Origin of the sequence: Pseudotabrizicola sp. (assembly GCF_030684215.1) — a bacterium.
Lineage (GTDB): Bacteria > Pseudomonadota > Alphaproteobacteria > Rhodobacterales > Rhodobacteraceae > Pseudotabrizicola.
Map to the genome: position 1 here is coordinate 96,136 of NZ_JAUXOV010000071.1, position 20,558 is coordinate 116,693.

The following is a 20,558-nucleotide window of genomic DNA, read 5'->3' on the forward strand; positions in this document are numbered from 1 at the left end:
TGGCGGTGCGGCCTTGGCAGGTTAAGATAGCGCAAGTGTCACAGGATACCAGATGGCCCGCAACGCGACCCCATATACAAAGCCGAGCCGCCGGATGCGTGGGTTTGAACCGGCTTTTGGCCTTATGAAAGACCCTGTCCGCACGGCCGGAGAATCGCGCGGTTTTGCCATCGCCCGGTTGCTTACCCATTGGACCGAGGTTGTGGGCGAGGAACTGGCCAAATGCACCCGCCCGGTCAAGGTAGGCTATGGGCGCGAAGGGTTTGGCGGAACACTGACGCTTTTGACGACAGGGCCAATGGCCCCGATGATCGAAATGCAAAAGGAAATGATCCGCACCAAGGTCAACGCAATCTACGGCTATAACGCGATTTCGCGAGTGTTGCTGACCCAAACGGCACCGATTGGTTTTGCCGAAGGTCAGGCCGAATTCACGCCCGCCCTGAAAGCCCCGCGGGCAACAGACCCGGCCATCAAGGCCGAGGCGACGCAAACAGTGGCCCCGATACATGACCCCGGCCTGCGCGCAGCACTTGAAGCCCTGGCCGAAAACATCCTAAACCGTCGCAAGACGACAGAAGGCGAGAAATGATGTCAAAGAAAACCACTCTGGCCGCTTTGGCCCTGATTATGGCGGGCGGGTTTGGCCTTTGGTCGGTAACCTCTGGCAATGTCAATCAAACGCTTGCGCCGGTTTCCAGCGCCGTCGCACAAGAAACTGCACCTGCGGCAGATGTACCAGCCATCGAGGTCAAGGACATGACCCTTGGCCCGGTCGATGCCAAGGTGACGGTCATCGAATATGCGTCCTACACCTGCCCGCATTGCGCGACCTTTCATGCAAATGTCTTCAAGGATTTGAAAAAAGATTACATCGATACCGGCAAGATTCACTTCATCTACCGTGAAGTTTACTTTGACCGTTATGGCCTGTGGGCCTCAATGGTTGCGCGCTGCGGCGGGGACATGAAGTATTTCGGGGTGCAGGAAATGCTTTATAAAGACGTGCAGACATGGGCAGGGTCGGATGACCCGAATGTAGTTGTTGGCAACCTGAAAAAGATTGGCCGGACCGCTGGGATGGATGATGCACAGCTTGATGCCTGCATGCAGGATGGCGCTATGGCTCAGGCGATGGTTGATCGTTTTGAGGCCTCGATGAAAGAGCATGATGTGCAAGGCACGCCGACTCTGGTCATCAACGGCACCAAGCATTCGAACATGACTTATGCCGAGATGAAAACCATTCTTGACGCAGAGCTTGCCAAGTAATGTCCACGCCTCTTGCCGGTGTGAAGGTTGTTGAACTGGCGCGGATTCTTGCGGGACCGTGGGCCGGACAAACTTTGGCCGACCTTGGGGCAGATGTGCTAAAGGTTGAGGCCCCCGAAGGCGACGATACGCGTCGCTGGGGGCCCCCGTTCATTGAACGCGATGGCGACCGATCAGCCGCCTATTTTCATGCGACGAACCGGGGAAAGCGGTCGGTCGTGTGCGATTTTCGGACAGCCGAAGGGCAAGAGATGGTGCGGCATCTGGTTGCGGATGCCGATGTGGTGATTGAGAACTTCAAGGTCGGGGGCCTGGCAAAGTATGGGCTGGACTACAACAGCCTGAACAAAGTGAACCCGCGGCTGATCTACTGCTCCATCACCGGATTTGGGCAAGACGGGCCTTACGCCCACCGCGCAGGCTATGATTTTATCATTCAGGGCATGGCCGGATTGATGAGCGTGACCGGTGATCCGGACGGTCAGCCGCAAAAGGTCGGGGTTGCCGTGACCGACATTTTCACTGGCATCTATGCGGCCACCGCCATTCTGGCCGCGCTGCACCAAAGGCACAGCACCGGCCTTGGCCAGCACGTTGATATGGCGCTGATGGATGTGGCGGCGGCAACCATGGCCAACCAGTCAATGAACTATCTGACAACCGGGGTTGCACCAAAAAAGATGGGCAATGCCCACCCGAACCTTGCGCCCTATGCAGTGTTTGACTGTGCAGATGGCTGGTTGATTCTGGCGACCGGAAATGACGGACAGTACCAACGCCTGTGCAAAATCCTTGGTCTGGACGACATGGCAACCGCTCCAGCGTTTCTGACCAACGCCGACCGCGTGCAGAACCGAGACGTGCTGACCACGCAATTAACCGCCGCAACCAGCACATGGACCAAGGCCGACCTGCTAACCGCCTGTGAGGCGGCTGGCGTGCCTGCCGGGCCGATCAATGATTTGGGCGAGGTTTTTGCCGATCCGCAGATCATCGCGCGCAAGATGCAGATTGCGCCAGATGGCGTGCCGGGCGTGCGCTCGCCTTTCCGGTTTTCCGGCGCTGACCTTGCGCTTGACAGACCTGCCCCCAAACTGGGCGAACATCAGGCCGAGGTTGGCTAAGGCTGCGGCGGTGCTAAAGCATTTTGGCGATAGCCGCATCCAGCGCAGACCAGTCCGCAACCTCTAGCCGCACAACAAGCGTCAGCACCTTTGGCCGGAAACTGGCAGGCAGGCGCACCTGATCTTTTTCTGTTGTCACCAGTTGTGCACCCAGACCGTTCGCCTCGGCTTCCAGACGCCGCAACAGAGTGTCGGACAAGGGCTGATGATCATCCAGCGAAACGGCGCGCACAATTTCAGCCCCCTGACTGCGCAGGCTCGCAAAGAACTTTTCAGGATGGCCGATCCCGGCAAAGGCCAGCACCCGCTGGCCCTGCCAATCCATTCCCATTTGCACCGGCTTCAGCGCGCCCCGCAGGTGCGGAAGCCTGATCAGATGGCCCCATTCCCGAAGAAAACGGTCCTGCCCATCCGCCTCACCAATCGACAAAAGCGCATCCGCCCTTGAAAGCCCGGCCTTTACAGGTTCGCGCAACGGCCCGGCGGGAAGGCACAGACCGTTCCCGAACCCACGCGCGACATCGACAACGACAAGAGACAGATCCTTGTAAACCGTGGGGTTTTGAAACCCGTCGTCCAGCAAAACGATCGCCGCGCCTGCCGCTTCGGCCGCCTGCACCCCTGCGGCGCGATCTTTGGCCACCCAAGTTGGTGCGAATGCGGCCAGCAGCAGCGGCTCGTCGCCGACTTGGGCCGCAGTGTGCCGTTGCGGATCCACCAAGACCGGCCCGGACAAAGACCCGCCATAGCCACGAGACACCACATGCGCGCCCGAGACCCGGCCCAAAAGCGCAATGGTGGCGGGCGTTTTGCCAGTGCCGCCAACATTCAGATTGCCGATACAGATCACCGGAACAGCAGCGCGATAGCCAGAACGCGCCACGCGCCGGGCGGTCGCAGCGCCATAAATCTGGCCCAGTGGCTGCAACAGACGCGCGGCCAGTCCGGGGGCGGCTGGGGGATTGTGCCAAAAGGCAGGCGGCCGCATCAGACTTTCGCCCTTTTGATCTTCCGGACCAGCGAAACCACGCCTTCCGTCACCTCTGCCCCATCAGAGGCCACCCTCCATGCCGCTTGCGCAAGGCGTGCCGCGCGGTCTGGCGACAGCAAATCAGACAGGGCTTCGCCCAGATCGGTCGCACTTCCCACCGCCCGGGCCGCGCGCGCGGCCCCCAAGCGTCCGAAAGTGCCGCCAAATGGACCCGGTCTCGGACCGTACAATATTGCCGACCCAAGGGCCGCCGGTTCCATTGGGTTTCTTACGCAACCCTGCCCCGCCAGACTGCCGCCCATGAACGTAATGGGCGCAAGCCGATACCAAAGGCCCAGCTCTGACATGCCGTCGGCCACGAAAACTTCGACCTCTGGTTCGGGCTCCTGATCGTGTGTCCGTTCGGCGACAATCCAGCCTTCATCATCCGCCAGCCGCTTCGCGAGCGCCCCGGAGCGCGCCGGATCTTCTGGTGCGACGATCAGCAAAAGACGATGGGCCAAACTTTGCGCCGCGCGATGTGCGGCAATAACGGCGGCCTCTTCAGCTTCGGGCAACCCTACCGCCAACCACACCGGGCGCGTCGCCAGCAGTTTTGCCAGGGCCGCACGCTCAGCCTCCAGACAGGACAAAGCGGCACTGTCTTCCTCCATTCGTCCGACGGCACTGACAGCGGCCAAAGATGCGCCACTCTTGCGAAAGGCGCGTGCTGACGCCTCGTCTATGGTCAAAACATGCGAAAAGCTTTGCAATGATGCCCGCATAAGACCGGGGTACCAGCCCTCACGCTCCTTTAGAACATAGGGCGCACGACCATCCACCATGAGCAAAGGCAGACCAAGTTCCCCCGCCTCGTGCAGCAAAGAGGGGCGCAGTTCGCCGTCTGAAAAAAGCACCATTTCGGGTTGCCAGTGATTCAGAAACGCACGCGCCTCGGCTGGTCTGTCGATGGGTGGCGGCTGGTGAACAAGACCTGTCAGAGGCGACACCGCCTCAGGACAGGTGAACAACACATTAACGCTGTCTTCGTCGATCAGTCTGGCCGCCAGTTCCAACAAACCTCTGGCGGTTTCGGCGGTCGGCGAGTGCATCCAGATCAGGCGACCGGGCATCCGGTCGGGCCAGACGACCCCGGCAGTCGGGTCTCGCCGGGGGCGCAGGTTATAAAGCGTCAGGCCAAGGGAATGAACCATTTGGGTCGCAGGATTACCGGCCCAGTTCTTCCGTTGCAGAGGCGGCCTGCTCCTCATCGCGCAGACGGTGAATATGGGCAATGAAATAGCGCATATGAGCGTTATCCACTGTCCGCTGCGCCTCGGCTTTCCAGGCTTTGTGAGCCGCCGCATAGTCGGCAAACATTCCGACGATGTGAATATCATCCACATTTTCAAAGGTTGACTTGGAGGGGTCAACCAGTTCCCCGCCAAACACAAGGTGTAGCCGCTGAGTCATTCATATGCTCCGTCATCTGTTGGTTGCTTCCACCCCGGTAAGACAGGGTAAAGAGCCCAAGGGCAAGATCAAGCCCGCATCCGAAGGGTCGGCGTTTCCGATTTCGAAAGATTCGCTTCGTAAGGTCTGCATAAGCACCAGAACGGTGCGTGTAAATCGGGCGGGTGGCGCATGCGGCAGAATGCAGTTTTACGGGTTGGCTTGGCTGTTGTGTGGCTTGCGGGCTTGTCACAAGCAGATCAGTCGAATGCATTCGCTCTTTCATCGCATGGCGGGGTCAATCCTTGCGACAACGCTGCGGCAAAGGCGGCAAAGTCCAGCGGCGCACCGCTTGATGTTCTTATGGCAATCGCACGGGTTGAAACGGGGCGCACCATCGGTGGCGTGTTTTCGCCTTGGCCATGGGCGGTCAATCAAGCCGGGACCGGTTCTTTCTTTGACACCGCGCAAGACGCGGTGGTTCATGTTTCGCAGGCCATGACCAATGGTGAGCGCAACATTGATATCGGTTGTTTTCAAATCAATGTTCGCTGGCACGGTGATGCATTTGCATCGCTGGATGCGATGTTCGACCCAAACCAAAATGCATCTTACGCCGCTCATTTCCTGCTACGGCTCTATGACGAGTTTGGGACATGGGACGGCGCGATCGGGGCCTATCACTCTCGGCAAGCAGGGGCCGCGACAGCCTATTTGTCCAAGGTTTCGGGTTTGATGGCAGGACCCCCGCCACAGCCCATCGCGCTATCAACCGCGCAGCGCGACAACCGCTATCCATTGCTGCGTTCCGGCCCCTCCGCTGGGAATGGGTCGCTGGTTGCCACCAGGTCTGACCTTCCTGCCATCCCATTGTTCCGGTAATCGCAAGATGACCGTCCAGGACCGAATAGCTCTTTTCTTTCGTCCGACCATCCTGCTTGCCTTGGCGCTGATGACCATCATCGTGATGATGGTGCTGCCCGTACCGGCATGGATGCTCGACATCGGGCTTGCACTCTCATTTGCACTTGCGATCCTGATGCTGACGGTGACACTGTTCATCGAACGGCCACTCGATTTCTCGGCATTCCCGACAATCTTATTGTCATCGCTGATGTTGCGGCTGTCGCTCAACGTGTCCTCAACCAAACTGATCATTGGCGAAGGGCACACCGGAACGAGTGCTGCCGGGGCTGTGATCGAAGGGTTTGCCAACTTCATCATGGGCGGCAACGTTCTTTTGGGTCTGGTCATCTTTTGCGTTCTGCTGATCGTGAACTTTATGGTCATCACCAAAGGTGCGGGCCGGATGGCCGAGGTTGGTGCCCGCTTTGCACTGGACGGTATGCCGGGCAGGCAGCTCGCGATTGACGCCGATATGGCCGCCGGTGCCATTGACCACGCCGAAGCCAAAGAGCGGCGCGAACGTGAACTGGCCGAGACGAACTTTTTCGGCTCGCTCGACGGCGCGTCAAAATTTGTCAAAGGTGACGCGGTTGCAGGCCTTCTGATCACCATGCTGAATATCGTCATGGGGCTAGTGATGGGGGTGTTTTTGCACAACATGCCCATTGGCCGCGCGTTCGAAACCTATGCCATCCTGACCGTCGGCGATGGTCTTGTCAGCCAGATCCCGGCGGTCATCATCTCTGTGGCGGCGGCTTTGCTGCTTGCCCGCGGTGGCGCAAAGGGCGCGGCAGACGTTTCTTTCTTCGCACAACTGGGCCGGTATCCCGGCGCGCTTGGAACGGTTGCCGTTCTGATGGCTCTGTTCGCGCTTGTACCGGGGATGCCATTTTTGCCGTTCATTCTTGGGGCTGGCACTTTGGCGGGAACTGCGTTGCTGGTCCACAGGCGCAATGAGCAGCCAAAAAGCGAACCTTCACCAACGACCGAGCCACAACGAAAGCGGGCCTTGGGTGATGTTCTTGATTTTGATGAACTTCATCTGGAATTTGCGCCTGACCTGATTGCGATGGTGCTTGATCCCGCCACCGGTCTTGATGGTCGCATCGGAAACATGCGTAACCATATTGCGGCAAGCTATGGCCTTATACTGCCCGAGATCCGGCTAACAGATGAACCCTCTTTGCCGCCCGGCAGCTACCGCATCCGGATACAGGGGGTGGAACGTGTGACCAACCGGCTGATGCCGGACCGCTGTCTTGTTCTGCTGAACGAGGGCATGCCAGCGCCTGATGGTGTAGATGTTAGTGAACCGGTTTACGGCACACCGGCCCGCTGGATTCTGCCTGACATGCAGGAAGATGCGGCAATCGCGGGCATGACCGTCGTCTCTCCCCCCGAAGTGCTGGCAACCCATTTGCTGGAGGTGATCCGCGCCAATCTTGCCCGTCTGCTGTCGCTGCGTGGTCTCCGGCGGCTTTTGGATGAATATGTTAACGTATCAGACCCTTCACGGGCCGAGTCCAATCGCAAGCTGCTGGATGACATGATCCCGGAAAAGGTGCCGGTTGATTTACTGCTGTCCGTCTTGCGACTTCTGCTGGACGAGCGGGTCTCTGTCCGCAATCTGCCCTTGATCCTTGAAGCGATTGCAGAAGGGCGGGGCCTGCCCTCGGCCGAAGCGATCTGCGAACATGTCCGCCAGAAAATCGGTTTTCAACTGGTGGCAGACCTGAAGCGCCATGACGGCACGATCCCATTGATCCAAATTGCGCCAGAATGGGAAAAAACCTTTGTGGCCTATCAGGTTGACGGAGAACGCGGGCACCGAGACGTTGCGCTGCCGCCAGAACAGTTCTCGCGCCTGTCTGGCCTTTTGGCCGAAAAGATAAACCGGGCCACCGAAAGCGGCATCAATGCAGCCATCGTGACGTCAACACTCAGACGGCGCTTTGTCAGAACCGTGCTTGCCGCCAAAGGGTTAAGCACGCCAGTCCTGTCCTATGAGGAGATCGGCCTAGAGGCGCGGCCCGCCATTGTTGGCCTTGTTCCGCAATGAACGAGATGCTCACCCTTCTGATGGCGTTTCATGGCCTTGCCGCCGATCAGGCCGAGGTGGCAGCGCTTGTTTTTCTGCGTGTCGGTGCCGTGATGGCAAGCTTGCCCGCTTTTGGTGAAGTCACCATCCCTGCACGTATCAGGCTGGTGCTGGCCATTGTCTTTTCCGCCGCGATCTTCCCCGCAGTCCAGCCCACGCTGCAAGACATTCCACTGGAGACCGGGTTCGCCCCGGAAGTTCTGATCGGTCTGGCGCTTGGCATCATGGTGCGGCTGTTCGTGCTGTCGCTGATAACGGCGGGATCTATCGCCGCAAACGCCACATCTTTGTCACAGCTTTTCCCCGCCGGAGCAGAGGCGCAGCCTGCAATATCCAAACTTCTGGTGGTCACGGGTCTGGCGCTTGCCGTCACAACCGGCTTCCACCTTCGAGTGCTTGATTACCTGCTGCTCGGCTATGACTTGCTGCCCGCCGGGCACTGGCCATCCGCGGGCTTGCTTGCCGAATGGGGCGTCGCCCAGACCGGGCGCGCTTTCGCGATGGCCTTCATGATTGCCATGCCCTTTGTCATTGCATCGCTCATTTATAACGTGGCGCTTGGGGTGATCAACCGCGCCATGCCACAACTGATGGTCATGTTCGTCGGCGCCCCAGCCCTGAGCCTTGGCGGGCTGGTACTGTTCGCACTTGTTGCCCCTTTGGGTCTGGCTGTCTGGCTCCAGACCCTGAACAGCTTTCTTGCCGCGCCTGCAGCACCGATACCCTAGCCTAACATGTCAAACTCCGATGACCAAAGCCCCGGCGATAAAGAGCACGATCCAAGCGAAAAGAAGCTGGCGGATGCGCGTCGCAAAGGTGACATCGCCAAGTCGACCGAGCTTTTGGCCGCCGCCGCCTACACCGGGTTGCTTCTTGCGGGACTTGCTGGGGATCAGGCAGTGACAAAAGCTGCAACCACGGGCCGCATTCTGATTGAGCAGGCCCCAGAAATCGCGCGACTTGCCACAGGATCTGCTCGCACCGTTGTTGGCGGAATTATTCAGACTGCAATCTTTCCCTTGATTTTGTTGCTTTTTGTTCCTGCAGTGATGGTGGTTTTGGCCCTTATCGCTCAACGCGCTATTGTCTTTGCGCCCGACAAGCTGGTGCCCAAACTGTCACGCATTTCTCCATTGGCGACGGCGAAGAAAAAATTTGGGGCTGAGGGTCTTTTCGAATTTGCAAAGAATTTTGCAAAGCTGATGATAGTCGCAATTGCCCTTGGATGGTTCCTTACGGGCCATGTTGACAGCATTCTCGCAACTGCGACACTCGATCCGAGACAAGGCCTAAGTCATCTTGTCACCTTGCTTGCTCAGTTTCTGGTCATCGTCATTTTGGTGACTGCGACGATCGGGGCCGGTGATCTTCTGTGGCAGCGCCACGCTCTTTTGCAGCGCAATCGGATGTCGCGAAAGGAACTGATGGATGAGATGAAAGAAAGCGATGGTGATCCGCATGCCAAATCGCAGCGGCGACAACGCGGGCAGGAAATTGCGATGAATCAGATGCTTGCCGATGTGGTCACGGCGAATGTTGTCATCGTCAACCCGACGCACTTTGCCGTTGCGCTCAAATGGAACAAGGGGGCCCGCAGCGCGCCCATAGTAGTGGCAAAAGGGGTGGATGAGATTGCTCAGCGCATTCGCAAAACCGCTGCGGAAAGCGGCGTGCCGATCCATTCTGACCCACCAACGGCGCGCTCACTGTTTGCCACAGTAGACATCGGCAAGCCCATCGGACGTGATCAGTACCGCGCAGTGGCAGCAGCAATACGCTTTGCCGACGCGATGCGTAAACGCGCTCGGGACAGAATCCGATGAACACCGCGGATCGACTTCGCCAGCTCAAAGCAATCACAGATCTTATGCGAGACCGCGATCTGTCACGCCTGAGTCTTGCTTCCCTGCAGAAGGCCAAGATAGAGGCGCTTCTTGGCAGTCTGGACAAAACGCATTCTGCACCTGGATTGGACCCGATTGTAGCGGCACAGGTTGTTGACCGTTTCGGCCTTTGGACAACAAATCGTCGGATTTTGCTTAATCAGCAACTTTCCCGCGCAACCGCCGACTGGCTGGGTGCAAGGGCCGATGCGCAAAGATCCTTCGGGCGGGCTGAGGTTGTAGACAAGCTGACATCAAAGCGATGATGCCCCAGCCAAATACGGGGCAGCAGACATAACAATGCCGGACAGTTTCATTGACACATGGCCCGGCATCGGCCCAATCGGTCTGCCCTTTGGGTCAACCGCTGGTCAGGATTTGGCAGGATCATCCGAGGTTTCGGTTTCAGCTTTTTCTGGTGCAGCTGCGGGCCGCGCGCCCAAAGAAAATTGCTTCCACTTCCGGGACTTCGGGCTGCCGGGTTTGCTGAGGAATTCGGTAAGGTCAAAGGGTGTTTTCTGCGGGGAATATCCCATGGTCAGGCTCCTGTCAGGCTGGATTCGGTGTAAAACCGGCCGGGACAGAGCCTGCCATGACGCCGCACATAGACTCTGTGCAGGTTTACTCAAGATGGGGTTCCGGGTGGTGATAAACCAGTGCCATTGCATAACAATCGCGCAAGCCAAGGGGAACACCCGCAACTTTTGACCCGCCCCAAACGCAAAGGGGCGGTGCCTTTGATCAGAAGTCGAGGTTTTCCACGTTCAGCGCGTTTTGCTGAATGAACTCCCGACGTGGCTCCACCACATCGCCCATCAGCTTGGTGAAAATGTCGTCCGCCTCGGCAAGATCATCAACTTTCACCTGCAACAGCGTGCGCGCTTCGGGGTCAAGCGTGGTTTCCCACAGCTGTTCCGGGTTCATCTCGCCCAGACCCTTATAGCGTTGCAGGGTCAGACCCTTTTCGCCTTCGGCCAGAATGGATTTCAGCAGATCTGTCGGCCCGTAAACCAGCTGCTCACGATCCTTGCGGACCAGCTTAGCCGGATCGCGGAACGTATCCCGCGTTTCGCGCGAGATTGACGCCAACCGCCGCGCTTCGCCGGATCGCAACACAGCACCGTCCAGCGTCCGCAACTCTTCAACCCCGCGCAGGATGCGAGACAGGCGGATGCCATGTTCCTGGGTGATGCGCCCGGCCCAGCCTTTTTCATATTCCGCGGCAATCAGGTTCAGACGATGCGCCACGGTATCGGCCACGGCTTGCAGATCGGCATCTGCTTGGCCGGGGTCAAACGCGCCCGACAGCGCCGCCTGTTCCAGCAGATTACGCGGGTAATTGGTGGGGAACGATTCCAGCACCCGACGGAATTGACGCGCGCCATTGATCACCCGGCGCAGGTCTTCGCCTGCCAGTTCTTCACCTGAGCCAAGCCGCAGAATCGCGCCATCCAGCCCCATGTCGATCAGGTAATCTTCCAGGCCGGCCTGATCCTTGATGTAGACCTCGGACTTGCCGCGCGCCACTTTGTACAGCGGTGGCTGCGCAATATACAGGTAGCCGCCCTCTATTAATTCGGGCATCTGGCGGAAGAAAAACGTCAGGATAAGCGTCCGGATATGCGCGCCATCCACATCGGCGTCGGTCATAATCACGACCTTGTGGTAGCGCAGTTTCTTGATATCAAACTCGTCGCGACCAATCCCGGTACCCAATGCGGTGATCAGCGTGCCGATCTCTTGGCTGGCCAGCATCCGGTCAAACCGCGCGCGCTCTACGTTCAGGATTTTGCCCTTCAGCGGCAGAACCGCCTGATTGGAGCGTGACCGCCCCTGTTTGGCTGACCCGCCCGCCGAATCCCCCTCGACGAGAAAAATCTCAGACTTGGCCGGATCGCGCTCCTGACAATCGGCCAGTTTGCCGGGCAAGCTGGCCACATCCAGAGCCGTCTTACGCCGGGTCAGTTCGCGCGCTTTGCGCGCCGCCTCACGCGCCAAGGCTGCCTCGATGATTTTGCCAACGATAATCTTGGCCTGCGCCGGATTTTCCTCAAACCACTCGGCCAGCTTTTCGTTCACCAGATTCTCAACCGCAGGTCGCACCTCGGAAGACACCAGTTTGTCCTTGGTCTGGCTCGAGAATTTCGGGTCAGGCACCTTGACCGACAGCACACAGGTCAGCCCTTCGCGGGCGTCATCCCCAGTGAAATCAACCTTTTCCTTCTTGGCAATGCCCTTGGCCTGCGCATAGCCGTTGATCGTCCGCGTCAGCGCACCCCGGAAACCGGCAAGGTGCGTGCCGCCATCACGCTGCGGAATGTTGTTGGTAAACGGCAGCACCATCTCGTTATAGCTGTCATTCCACCACATCGCGACTTCAACGGTCATACCGTTACGCTCACCGATCATATAGATCGGCTCTGCCATGATCGACGATTTGGAACGGTCAAGGTATTTCACATATTCGCGCACACCGCCGTCATAATATAACTCTGTATGCAACGGCTCTGCAGGGCGCTCATCCTCAACGATGATACGCACGCCTGAATTCAGAAATGCCAGTTCCCGCAGCCGGTTTTCCAGTGTTTTGAAGCTGTAGTCGAGGTTGGAAAACGTCCCCTCCGGAATGTTGACCTTGGCCGACGCCAAAAACCGCACCTCTGTCCCCTGCATCCCAGGCGCAGGACCAATGGCGCGCACGTGCTCTACGCATTCGCCATGCTCGAACCGCGCGCGATACTCGGTCTCGTCGCGCCACACAGTCAGTTCCAGCCATTCCGACAGAGCGTTCACGACCGAAACACCAACCCCGTGCAAACCGCCAGACACTTTATAGGCGTTGCCAGAGTCATCAGTGTTGTTGAACTTCCCGCCGGCATGCAGTTGAGTCATGATGACCTCAGCCGCCGAAACGCCCTCTTCCGCGTGAATATCAACCGGAATTCCGCGCCCATTGTCGCGCACCGATACGCTGGAATCCGCGTGGATCTTGACTGTCACCGCAGTAGCATGACCGGCAAGGGCCTCATCAATCCCGTTGTCCACCACCTCATAAACCATGTGGTGCAGACCCGACCCGTCATCGGTGTCACCGATATACATGCCAGGGCGCTTGCGAACCGCCTCTAACCCCTTGAGAACTTTGATGGAATCGGCGCCGTATTCGGCGGGTTTGCGGGCAGCTTCGGCCATGCGTCTAGAACCCCAAATTATGTCTGCGATTTATACCCCCGGGGGCTGGGAATGTCACCCCTAAGACACAAGATTTGGGGGTCAGGTAAAGGGAATCACGCAACCCACCGCAATCAGCAAAACCCCCGACACCATGTTCAGTCGCTGCAAGGCCGCTGGGCTTTGCAGCAATCGCCGCGCCCGGTCCAGAAACAACGCCAACCCCAGATTTCCCAGCATCGGGATCAGCGCAGAAACCGCCAGAATCGCCGCCACATCCCAGGCCGTCACCCGACCAAGATCAAAGAAGCCCGGCAAAAAACCCATGTAGAACAAAATTGCCTTGGGGTTGCCGATCACCGCCGCCACGCCCACCGAAAAGCCGGCCCAGACACCGGGCCGCGTCAACCGGCTGTCTGCACCCGGCACCGCTGCCGGCTTGCGCAGCAACAAAGCCCCCATCACGATGAAGACCGCCGCAGCCGCCCAGCGCAATATTTCCAACAAGCCGCCATAGATCGACAAAACCCAAGCCAGCCCCAGAATGGCGCAAAACGGCCAGATCAGATCGCCCAGCGCTACTCCCACTGCCAAGGGCCAAGCCCCCGCCATCCCACCCGACAGCGCCCGCGCGGTCAAAGCCACCCATACCGGGCCGGGAATGACCCACAGCCCTACCATCGCCAGTGCATAAAGCCCCAATTGATGCAGCGTCACGGTCATGGCAGCGTCAGCGTGCCGTCTTTGTTCAGCGGCCAGAACGGATTCATCGCCACTTCCCACACATGCCCATCCGCATCGGCCCAATAGCCCGAGTACCCGCCCCAGAATACCTTCTCGGGCCGCTTCAGCGCCACAGCCCCTGCCTTCAACGCCGCCTCAAAGGCAGCGTCAACTTCGACCTCGGTTGCAAAGTTCTGCGCCAGCGTAACTGCGCCAACGCCCAAATCAGCCCCCGGCCGCCCTTGATCGGCAGCTAGAGCCGCGCGGCCAAACAATCCCAGCACCGCGCCCTGCATCTGGAAAAAAGCCACGCCGTCCTGGCTTTCACGATGTTCAACCCAACCCAACCGCGCGTAAAACGCCCGTGCCGCGGCCAGATCGTTCACCCCTAAGGTGATCAAGGTCACCCGCTGCAACGTCATTCCCGCACCTCCGACACACCACCATCTTCAGTCACGGACAGGCTTTGCGCCCGCCCACCCAGAGTATCGAACAAGGCAGGCTCCGTCCCTGTCATCACAGCCTGCGCGCCCAGCGCACAGATCTCATCATACAAGGCCGCGCGCCGATCCGCATCCAGATGCGCCGCGACCTCGTCCAAAAGCACCACGGGCGCCCGGCCAAGATCGGCGGCCAAGGCCCGTGCGTTGGCGAGGATCAGCGAAATCAGCAGCGCCTTCTGCTCTCCGGTCGAACACTGTGCGGCCTCCACTCCTTTGGAGGCAAACACCGCTGCCATATCCAGGCGATGCGGTCCCTGCAAAGTGCGTCCCGCAGCCATATCGCGCGCGCGCCCCTCGGCCAACGCCAGTGCCAGATCGACATAGCCTCCCTCTGGATGCACCAAGGATAGATCAGCGCGCGGAAACACCGTCTCGGGCCCCTCTTGCGCCGCAGCAAGTCGCGCAACCGCCGCCGCCCGGTTGGCATCGATCTGCGCCGCCGCCTCTGCCATGCGCGCCTCAATCACCCCATACCAATGCGCATCCCGCACCTGATCCTTCAGCATCCGGTTCCGTTCACGCATCGCCTTGTCATAGCTCAGCACAGCCTCGCCATGTTCAGGCGTGAAACTCAGTGTCATCCGGTCCAGAAAGCGCCGCCGACCCTCGGCAGCTTCGATCCACAACCGATCCATCGCGGGCACCAGCCACAAAACCCGCAGCACGCGCCCCAGCATCGCCTGCGTCGCGGCCTTGCCATCGATCCGCACCACCCGCGCGTCCGTGCCTTCAACGAAAGTGACCACCTCATGCGGGGCGTCCAGACCGTCAACCTCTGACGTCAGCTTCCAACCCAACGCATCAGGGCGCCGCGCAAGATCATCAGCCCCTGCCCTACGCAAACCACGGCCCGGCGAAAGCAAGGAAATTGCTTCCAGAATATTCGTCTTGCCTGCACCATTTGGCCCATGGATAGCTACAGGCCGCCCGTCAAAGACAAGCCGCGTCAAGCGATGGCTGCGAAACTGCGACAGCATCAGCGATCTGATCGCAAGGCCAGCCAACCGCTGCCCCTTTCATCTTGGCAAAAATACTCTGGGGGTCCAGGGGTAAAACCCCCGGTCCGCCCGACGTCACACGCGCATCGGCATGACCACATAGATTGCGCTTGTGTCATTCCCTTCGCGCATCAATGTCGGATCGCCCGAAGAGTTGAACAGGAACACAGCATTTTCCCGGTCCACCTGGCTTGCGATTTCCAGCAGATATTTGGCGTTGAACCCGATCTCAAGCCGCTCGTCGCTATAGGCAACTGCCAACTCTTCTTCGGCCGCACCTGAATCCGGTGCATTGACTGACAGGATCAGCCGATCCTCATCCAAAGACAGCTTCACGGCACGCGACCGCTCGCTCGACACTGTGGCAACGCGGTCCACCGCCTTGGCAAACTCGCTCGCGTCCACTTCCAGCCGCCGGGTGTTTCCGGTCGGAATCACACGGGTATAGTCAGGAAAGGTGCCATCGATGACTTTTGACGTCAAAGTGATGGCCGGGGTGGCAAAGCGGATTTTTGTCTCGCTGACCGAAACGGCGATGGTCGCCTCGTCATCATCAAGCAGCTTGCGCAGTTCGTTCACGGTCTTGCGCGGCACAATCACGCCCGGCATTCCCGTCGCGCCATCGGGCAACGCCGCATCAATCCGTGCCAGACGGTGTCCGTCGGTCGCCACGGCACGCAGCACCGGACCATCTTCACCGGTCGAGACATGCAGATACACGCCGTTCAGGTAATAGCGCGTCTCTTCCGTCGAAATCGCAAACTTTGCCTTGTCGAACAAACGACGCAACGCCGGAGCCGGGGCGGAAAAATTCGATGAATATTCCGACGTCGCCATCACCGGGAAATCTTCTTTCGGCAGCGTCGCAAGGCTGAACGACGAGCGCCCCGCCATAATCGACAGCCGCCCCGAGGCCGGGTCTTCGGTCAGGTTGACCAGTGCGCCATCGGGCAATTTGCGCACGATCTCATGCAGCATCACTGCAGAAACCGTGGTTGCGCCCGGCCGTTCCACAACTGCGGCAGCGCGGTCCAGAACCTCAATATCCAGATCGGTGGCCCGGAACGACACCTGCGCGCCTTCTGCCTCTATCAGCACATTGGCCAAAATCGGAATGGTGTTGCGGCGCTCTACAACGGACTGGGCCTGCGCAAGGGCCTTCAACAATGTGCCACGTTCTATCGAAAGCTTCATCTTACATCCCCCTGTCGGGCCGATTTAGGGACGCCGACATTACCCGTTTCTTACGGGTTCACAAGTGTTTGTCAGACTTTGTGGGGCTTTGCCAGCAAGGTCAAGGCCCACCCCGCAACACCCCGTCCGGCATTTATTCCCTTGGGTTCGTCCACAGGAGAAATCCGTGCAAAGCTTTGAAATCAAGTTGCTTTACGGATTGACCACTGGAAGCATCCAAAAATCAGCTTTGCAAAAGCCGCTTCAAAAGCTGCACATCATCTGCCAGTTGCCCATCGCCCGTCATCAATTCCTCGATCTTGCGAATCCCATGCATGATCGTTGTATGATCCCGGCCCCCGAACCGACGGCCAATTTCCGGCAGACTGCGGCTGGTCATCTGCTTTGACAGATACATCGCCACCTGACGTGGCCGCGCAATCGTCCGCAACCGTTTAGGCCCGATCATATCCGACAGCCGAACGTTGTAATGCTCGGCAACCTTGCGTTGGATTTCTTCAATCGTCAGGCGCTTTTCCGAAGACCGCAGAATATCGGACAGACATTCCTGAACCAGATCAAGGTTGATCTCTCGCCCGACAAGCGATGCAAAAGCAAACAGGCGCATCAGCGCACCTTCCAGCACGCGCACGTTGGTCGTGATCCGATGCGCCAGAAACTCCAGCACCCCCGGTGCCAAGGTCAGACCACGGTATTGGTTGGAATAATGCTCCAGCTTGGATTGAAGGATGCCCAAGCGCAGTTCGTAATCGGTTGGATGCAGATCGACCACCAAGCCGCATTGCAGGCGCGAGCGGATGCGTTCCTCCAAATCCTTGATTTCTCCCGGCGCACGGTCAGCAGAAATAACGATCTGTTTGTTCTGATCAACCAGAGCGTTGAAGGTGTGAAAGAACTCTTCCTGCGTGCTGTCCTTGCCTGCGATGAATTGCACGTCGTCAACCATCAGTACGTCAACAGACCGGAACAACTCTTTGAAATCCATGATCTGGCGATCGCGCAATGCCTGAACAAAGCGATACATGAACTGCTCGGCTGACAGATACAGCACGTGCAAATCGGGACGGCTCACTTTCAATTCGTGCGCGATAGCGTGCATCAAATGGGTTTTGCCCAGACCAACGCCACCGTAAAGAAACAGCGGGTTGAATGTCACGGGTCCGCCCTCTGCCACCCGGCGGGCAGCAGCATGGGCAAGCTCGTTCGGCTTGCCGACCACGAAATTGTCAAAGGTAAAGCGCTGCTCAAGCTGTGCTCCGCTGACCTCATCCGTACCGTTCACGCGGGCGCGCCCAGCCTTTGCGGCCGGACGGGCAGCCGGTTTGGTGGCCGCAGACCGCTCTGCCGCTGCGCCCACGGTGAATTCCACGCGCTCGACAGGAGATCCAGCAACAGCGAGCTGACCACGAATATGGTCGGCAAAATTGCGCGAGACCCAATCGCCGAAGAATGTTGTCGGCACCTCAAAACTGGCGACGCCGTTTCTCAGATGCGACAAACGAAGTGGCTCAATCCATGTAGTGTAGTTATTTTTACCAACCCTCTTGATCAGCTCTTCCCGAACCTGTCCCCACGTGTCGTTCGTCATTCGTTTTGACCTGTTTTTATTTGCCCGCCACTTCCGGTCCCCCGGTCAGGCTTGTTTCCCACACACACCTTGCAAACCCCATCGCTTAGGATTTTCCGCTCCGTTACAAATACGAAAGCGGCCGACCCGTAACGGATCAGACAAGGACACATCACAGAACCACGAAACTGGCCCTGCAAGGCCAGCTCCATCGAACCACCTGAGTGCGGAATAGACCGCAGACAGCACAACGCATTGATCATTCATACAAATTGTTAGGCAAAGCTGGCAGCAAGGCCCAACAGTTCGTTGTGCAAGATCGCGTTATGTCCCCCAAGACGAAGTGAATCACCTCGCGAAGCTAGCAAGCTGGCACTGACCTTCGCAACTGAACTATTAAGTTGACACAGGTTTGCCATCAGCGAATCCGGCGGCTCTGGCAAATCGGCAACGTGCGGCCTGAAAAGTGCCTGAAAACTTGGGCAGGGCATGAAAAAAGGGCGCCCCTTGCTCAGGGCGCCCTTGACACAAAATTGAAAAGAACGACTCAGGCAGCCGGGGTCGACAAAGCCTTCACGCGCGACGACAGGCGCGAGATTTTGCGCGACACGGTGTTCTTGTGCAGCACACCTTTCGTCACACCACGGGCCAGTTCTGGCTGGGCGTTTTTCAGCGCTTCAACAGCAGCTTCGGAGTTTCCCGACGCAATCGCTTCTTCAACTTTACGGACAAAGGTACGGATACGCGAACGACGCGCCTTGTTCACGGCATAGCGCGCTTCGGATTGGCGGGCGCGTTTTTTGGACTGTTCAGTATTTGCCATTGTTGTGGCCTTTCTTGGGTCTGATTCAATGCGATCGCACGAAAGCCCCAAGACCCCACTTTAAAGGAGGGGATGATTCTTGCCTAAGCGGGCCCACGCGCATGTGGGGCGGCGTATAAGATGATTTGATCCGAAAGAAAACAGAAAATTCGGCTTATTTGTCGCGGAACTGCGGCTGGCGCTTCTCAAGGAAGGCGGCCATCCCCTCTTTCTGATCTTCGGTGGCAAACATCGAATGGAAGACGCGGCGTTCAAACAGCAACCCTTCGGCCAGGCTGGTTTCCTGCGCCCTGTTCACGCATTCCTTGACCGCCATCGAAGACAACAGCGACTTTTCGACGATCTTTTGAGCAATTTTCATCACCTCGGTTATCAGATCCTTGGCTGGAAACACCCGGCTGACGAGACCACAGCGCTCGGCCTCGGCGGCATCCATGAAGCGGCCTGTCAGATGCATATCCATCGACTTTGATTTGCCAACAAACCGCGTCAGACGCTGGGTGCCGCCCATGCCAGCCACGATCCCAAGGTTGATTTCGGGCTGACCAAACTTCGCAGTGTCCGCAGCAATGATGAAATCGCTCAGCATCGCCAGCTCGCAGCCGCCGCCAAGGCAATAGCCTGATACGGCAGCCACAATCGGCTTGCGCACCCGGCCGATCTTTTCTGCTTCAACACCAAAGAGGTTGTCGAAATAAACATCCGTAAAGGATTTTTCGGCCATTTCCTTGACATCGGCACCAGCTGCAAAGGCCTTTTCCGATCCGGTCAGCACAATCACACGCACATTATCATCGGCGTCGGCGGCCTGCAGCGCGTTGGCCAACTCTTTCATCAGCTTGGAATTCAGCGCGTTCAGCGCATCGGGGCGGTTCAGCCGGATCAGGGAAACATAGTCCTCGACCTCGACGATCAACGTTTCATAGGCCATGTGCGGGCTCCAGGGTTGGGCTTTGACCTGACTCCTAGCAGCATCTTGTCTGATGGCAAGTCAGCGCTGACATACAGGGCAATAGAAAGATGATCGGCCAGATTGCACAATCCGCCCCACAGTTGCGCCACAACCTAGGGTCACGCAGGGCTTGCCTTCGCGGTCGTAAACCTGAAAACTGTGCTGGAAATAGCCAAGCTCGCCATCGGCTTGCCGGAAATCGCGCAGGCTGCTGCCGCCAGCCTCAATCGCCTCGGCCAACACCTCCCGAATGATCGGGACAAGGGCCGCCACTTGCCCCGCGCGCAGATTGCCCGCTTTTGTCTGAGGCGCAATGCGGGCGCGATATAGCGTTTCGCAGACATAGATATTACCCAGTCCCGCCACAATATGCTGATCCAGAAGCGCCGATTTGATCGGCGTGTTTCGACCCTTAAGCCGCGCGGCGAGATAGGGTTCATCAAAGGTGTTGCCCAAAGGCTCTGGCCCCAGTGACGAAAGCAATGGGTGCGATTCTGCAGTTGCGGTTGGCATCAAATCCATTGCGCCAAAGCGGCGCGCGTCGTTAAAGGTAATTCGTGCACCTCCGTCCATGTCCAGCACAACATGGTCGTGCTTTTTCGGCGCGGGATGATCGTGGTGAAAGGTGCCAAGCATCTGGCCCGAGATCAGCATACGCCCTGACATGCCAAGGTGTATAAGCAACGTCTCATCTGTGGACAGATCGGCGAGTATGTACTTGGACCGCCGTCGCAGCGCAGTCACGCGGGCACCAGATAGCCGCCCTGCCATTCCTGCGGGAAACGGCCAGCGCAAACCTTCACGGTTCACAGCGGCTTGCGTGATCACACGCCCCTCCATCACCGGCACAAGTCCGCGACGCACTGTTTCAACCTCGGGCAGTTCGGGCATGTCTTGGGTGTTCCTGTGTTTTGCGCGTCCT

The 20,558-nt window shown here is 58.4% G+C and carries 21 protein-coding genes; 8 read left to right on the forward strand and 13 right to left on the reverse strand.

What is annotated here, in order from left to right; genetic code table 11:
- Positions 1-52 precede the first annotated feature (52 nt).
- Genes Q8K08_RS16375 through Q8K08_RS16385 form a run of 3 tightly spaced genes read left to right on the forward strand, consistent with a single transcriptional unit; the run spans position 53 to position 2,396 of the window.
- The gene (locus Q8K08_RS16375; protein ID WP_304799397.1) at positions 53-592 is read left to right on the forward strand and encodes a DUF721 domain-containing protein; all 540 of its coding nucleotides are present in this window, start codon (positions 53-55) and stop codon (positions 590-592) included.
- On the forward strand, positions 592-1,272 hold the full coding sequence (locus Q8K08_RS16380; RefSeq protein WP_305250785.1) for a DsbA family protein: 681 nt from the start codon (positions 592-594) through the stop codon (positions 1,270-1,272). Before Q8K08_RS16375 ends, Q8K08_RS16380 begins: the two co-directional genes overlap by 1 nt.
- Positions 1,272-2,396: a CaiB/BaiF CoA-transferase family protein gene (locus tag Q8K08_RS16385; RefSeq protein ID WP_304799401.1), complete on the forward strand. Its 1,125-nt coding sequence runs from the start codon at positions 1,272-1,274 to the stop codon at positions 2,394-2,396. Before Q8K08_RS16380 ends, Q8K08_RS16385 begins: the two co-directional genes overlap by 1 nt.
- 13 nt (positions 2,397-2,409) lie before the next feature.
- Here the strand turns inward: Q8K08_RS16385 and lpxK are convergent, their stop codons facing one another.
- Genes lpxK through Q8K08_RS16400 form a run of 3 tightly spaced genes read right to left on the reverse strand, consistent with a single transcriptional unit; the run spans position 2,410 to position 4,839 of the window.
- Positions 2,410-3,384 carry a tetraacyldisaccharide 4'-kinase gene (lpxK, locus tag Q8K08_RS16390; protein ID WP_305250786.1) on the reverse strand — a complete coding sequence of 325 codons (975 nt, stop codon included), beginning with the start codon at positions 3,382-3,384 and terminating at the stop codon, positions 2,410-2,412.
- Positions 3,384-4,580: a 3-deoxy-D-manno-octulosonic acid transferase gene (locus Q8K08_RS16395; RefSeq protein WP_305250787.1), complete on the reverse strand. Its 1,197-nt coding sequence runs from the start codon at positions 4,578-4,580 to the stop codon at positions 3,384-3,386. Before Q8K08_RS16395 ends, lpxK begins: the two co-directional genes overlap by 1 nt.
- A 13-nt stretch (positions 4,581-4,593) precedes the next feature.
- Complete coding sequence (locus Q8K08_RS16400) at positions 4,594-4,839, reverse strand: DUF4170 domain-containing protein (RefSeq protein WP_304799407.1); 246 nt, start codon at positions 4,837-4,839, stop codon at positions 4,594-4,596.
- A 171-nt stretch (positions 4,840-5,010) separates the two neighbouring features.
- On the opposite strand from Q8K08_RS16400, the gene Q8K08_RS16405 reads away from it, so the two are divergent.
- From Q8K08_RS16405 to Q8K08_RS16425, 5 genes are read left to right on the forward strand one after another with little or no spacing between them, the layout of a single operon-like run.
- Positions 5,011-5,700, forward strand: a complete 690-nt coding sequence (locus tag Q8K08_RS16405; protein WP_304799409.1) for a transglycosylase SLT domain-containing protein — start codon at positions 5,011-5,013, stop codon at positions 5,698-5,700.
- 7 nt (positions 5,701-5,707) lie between these two features.
- Positions 5,708-7,783 (forward strand): flagellar biosynthesis protein FlhA, encoded by a 2,076-nt coding sequence (gene flhA, locus Q8K08_RS16410; protein WP_305250789.1) that lies wholly within the window; start codon positions 5,708-5,710, stop codon positions 7,781-7,783.
- Entirely contained in the window at positions 7,780-8,550 is a 771-nt protein-coding gene (locus Q8K08_RS16415) for a flagellar biosynthetic protein FliR (protein WP_304798105.1), read from the forward strand. Before flhA ends, Q8K08_RS16415 begins: the two co-directional genes overlap by 4 nt.
- Before the next feature lie 6 nt (positions 8,551-8,556).
- Positions 8,557-9,645 carry a flagellar biosynthesis protein FlhB gene (locus Q8K08_RS16420; protein WP_304798107.1) on the forward strand — a complete coding sequence of 363 codons (1,089 nt, stop codon included), beginning with the start codon at positions 8,557-8,559 and terminating at the stop codon, positions 9,643-9,645.
- Positions 9,642-9,971, forward strand: a complete 330-nt coding sequence (locus Q8K08_RS16425; RefSeq protein WP_304798109.1) for a hypothetical protein — start codon at positions 9,642-9,644, stop codon at positions 9,969-9,971. The genes Q8K08_RS16420 and Q8K08_RS16425 overlap by 4 nt, the downstream gene beginning before the upstream one ends.
- Positions 9,972-10,076: 105 nt before the next feature.
- Here the strand turns inward: Q8K08_RS16425 and Q8K08_RS16430 are convergent, their stop codons facing one another.
- From Q8K08_RS16430 to mutM, 10 genes are all read right to left on the reverse strand, one after another.
- Positions 10,077-10,241 carry a hypothetical protein gene (locus tag Q8K08_RS16430; protein WP_304798111.1) on the reverse strand — a complete coding sequence of 55 codons (165 nt, stop codon included), beginning with the start codon at positions 10,239-10,241 and terminating at the stop codon, positions 10,077-10,079.
- Positions 10,242-10,446: 205 nt separating this feature from the next.
- Positions 10,447-12,897 (reverse strand): DNA topoisomerase (ATP-hydrolyzing) subunit B, encoded by a 2,451-nt coding sequence (gene gyrB, locus Q8K08_RS16435; RefSeq protein WP_304798113.1) that lies wholly within the window; start codon positions 12,895-12,897, stop codon positions 10,447-10,449.
- An 81-nt stretch (positions 12,898-12,978) separates the two neighbouring features.
- Positions 12,979-13,599 carry a LysE family translocator gene (locus tag Q8K08_RS16440; RefSeq protein ID WP_304798115.1) on the reverse strand — a complete coding sequence of 207 codons (621 nt, stop codon included), beginning with the start codon at positions 13,597-13,599 and terminating at the stop codon, positions 12,979-12,981.
- A complete protein-coding gene (locus Q8K08_RS16445; RefSeq protein ID WP_305250793.1) occupies positions 13,596-14,021 on the reverse strand; it encodes a VOC family protein in 426 nt (141 codons plus the stop codon). The genes Q8K08_RS16440 and Q8K08_RS16445 overlap by 4 nt, the downstream gene beginning before the upstream one ends.
- Positions 14,018-15,106, reverse strand: coding sequence for a DNA replication/repair protein RecF (recF, locus tag Q8K08_RS16450; protein WP_304798118.1), 1,089 nt, complete (start codon positions 15,104-15,106; stop codon positions 14,018-14,020). Before recF ends, Q8K08_RS16445 begins: the two co-directional genes overlap by 4 nt.
- 69 nt (positions 15,107-15,175) lie before the next feature.
- Positions 15,176-16,294 carry a DNA polymerase III subunit beta gene (gene dnaN, locus Q8K08_RS16455; protein WP_304798120.1) on the reverse strand — a complete coding sequence of 373 codons (1,119 nt, stop codon included), beginning with the start codon at positions 16,292-16,294 and terminating at the stop codon, positions 15,176-15,178.
- A gap of 223 nt (positions 16,295-16,517) precedes the next feature.
- The gene (gene dnaA, locus Q8K08_RS16460) at positions 16,518-17,882 is read right to left on the reverse strand and encodes a chromosomal replication initiator protein DnaA (RefSeq protein WP_304798122.1); all 1,365 of its coding nucleotides are present in this window, start codon (positions 17,880-17,882) and stop codon (positions 16,518-16,520) included.
- A gap of 526 nt (positions 17,883-18,408) precedes the next feature.
- On the reverse strand, positions 18,409-18,684 hold the full coding sequence (gene rpsT, locus Q8K08_RS16465) for a 30S ribosomal protein S20 (protein ID WP_304798124.1): 276 nt from the start codon (positions 18,682-18,684) through the stop codon (positions 18,409-18,411).
- Between the two features lie 154 nt (positions 18,685-18,838).
- Positions 18,839-19,615: an enoyl-CoA hydratase gene (locus Q8K08_RS16470; RefSeq protein WP_304798126.1), complete on the reverse strand. Its 777-nt coding sequence runs from the start codon at positions 19,613-19,615 to the stop codon at positions 18,839-18,841.
- A 60-nt stretch (positions 19,616-19,675) separates the two neighbouring features.
- Positions 19,676-20,527, reverse strand: coding sequence for a bifunctional DNA-formamidopyrimidine glycosylase/DNA-(apurinic or apyrimidinic site) lyase (mutM, locus tag Q8K08_RS16475; RefSeq protein WP_304798128.1), 852 nt, complete (start codon positions 20,525-20,527; stop codon positions 19,676-19,678).
- Positions 20,528-20,558 lie beyond the last annotated feature (31 nt).

Bases quoted from the DNA above. Each gene is read 5' to 3' on its own strand.
- Q8K08_RS16375 (WP_304799397.1), top strand. From the start codon at position 53: ATGGCCCGCAACGCGACCCCATATACAAAGCCGAGCCGCCGGATGCGT.
- Q8K08_RS16380 (WP_305250785.1), top strand. From the start codon at position 592: ATGTCAAAGAAAACCACTCTGGCCGCTTTGGCCCTGATTATGGCGGGC.
- Q8K08_RS16385 (WP_304799401.1), top strand. From the start codon at position 1,272: ATGTCCACGCCTCTTGCCGGTGTGAAGGTTGTTGAACTGGCGCGGATT.
- lpxK (WP_305250786.1), bottom strand. From the start codon at position 3,384: ATGCGGCCGCCTGCCTTTTGGCACAATCCCCCAGCCGCCCCCGGACTG.
- Q8K08_RS16395 (WP_305250787.1), bottom strand. From the start codon at position 4,580: ATGGTTCATTCCCTTGGCCTGACGCTTTATAACCTGCGCCCCCGGCGA.
- Q8K08_RS16400 (WP_304799407.1), bottom strand. From the start codon at position 4,839: ATGACTCAGCGGCTACACCTTGTGTTTGGCGGGGAACTGGTTGACCCC.
- Q8K08_RS16405 (WP_304799409.1), top strand. From the start codon at position 5,011: ATGCGGCAGAATGCAGTTTTACGGGTTGGCTTGGCTGTTGTGTGGCTT.
- flhA (WP_305250789.1), top strand. From the start codon at position 5,708: ATGACCGTCCAGGACCGAATAGCTCTTTTCTTTCGTCCGACCATCCTG.
- Q8K08_RS16415 (WP_304798105.1), top strand. From the start codon at position 7,780: ATGAACGAGATGCTCACCCTTCTGATGGCGTTTCATGGCCTTGCCGCC.
- Q8K08_RS16420 (WP_304798107.1), top strand. From the start codon at position 8,557: ATGTCAAACTCCGATGACCAAAGCCCCGGCGATAAAGAGCACGATCCA.
- Q8K08_RS16425 (WP_304798109.1), top strand. From the start codon at position 9,642: ATGAACACCGCGGATCGACTTCGCCAGCTCAAAGCAATCACAGATCTT.
- Q8K08_RS16430 (WP_304798111.1), bottom strand. From the start codon at position 10,241: ATGGGATATTCCCCGCAGAAAACACCCTTTGACCTTACCGAATTCCTC.
- gyrB (WP_304798113.1), bottom strand. From the start codon at position 12,897: ATGGCCGAAGCTGCCCGCAAACCCGCCGAATACGGCGCCGATTCCATC.
- Q8K08_RS16440 (WP_304798115.1), bottom strand. From the start codon at position 13,599: ATGACCGTGACGCTGCATCAATTGGGGCTTTATGCACTGGCGATGGTA.
- Q8K08_RS16445 (WP_305250793.1), bottom strand. From the start codon at position 14,021: ATGACGTTGCAGCGGGTGACCTTGATCACCTTAGGGGTGAACGATCTG.
- dnaN (WP_304798120.1), bottom strand. From the start codon at position 16,294: ATGAAGCTTTCGATAGAACGTGGCACATTGTTGAAGGCCCTTGCGCAG.
- dnaA (WP_304798122.1), bottom strand. From the start codon at position 17,882: ATGACGAACGACACGTGGGGACAGGTTCGGGAAGAGCTGATCAAGAGG.
- rpsT (WP_304798124.1), bottom strand. From the start codon at position 18,684: ATGGCAAATACTGAACAGTCCAAAAAACGCGCCCGCCAATCCGAAGCG.
- Q8K08_RS16470 (WP_304798126.1), bottom strand. From the start codon at position 19,615: ATGGCCTATGAAACGTTGATCGTCGAGGTCGAGGACTATGTTTCCCTG.
- mutM (WP_304798128.1), bottom strand. From the start codon at position 20,527: ATGCCCGAACTGCCCGAGGTTGAAACAGTGCGTCGCGGACTTGTGCCG.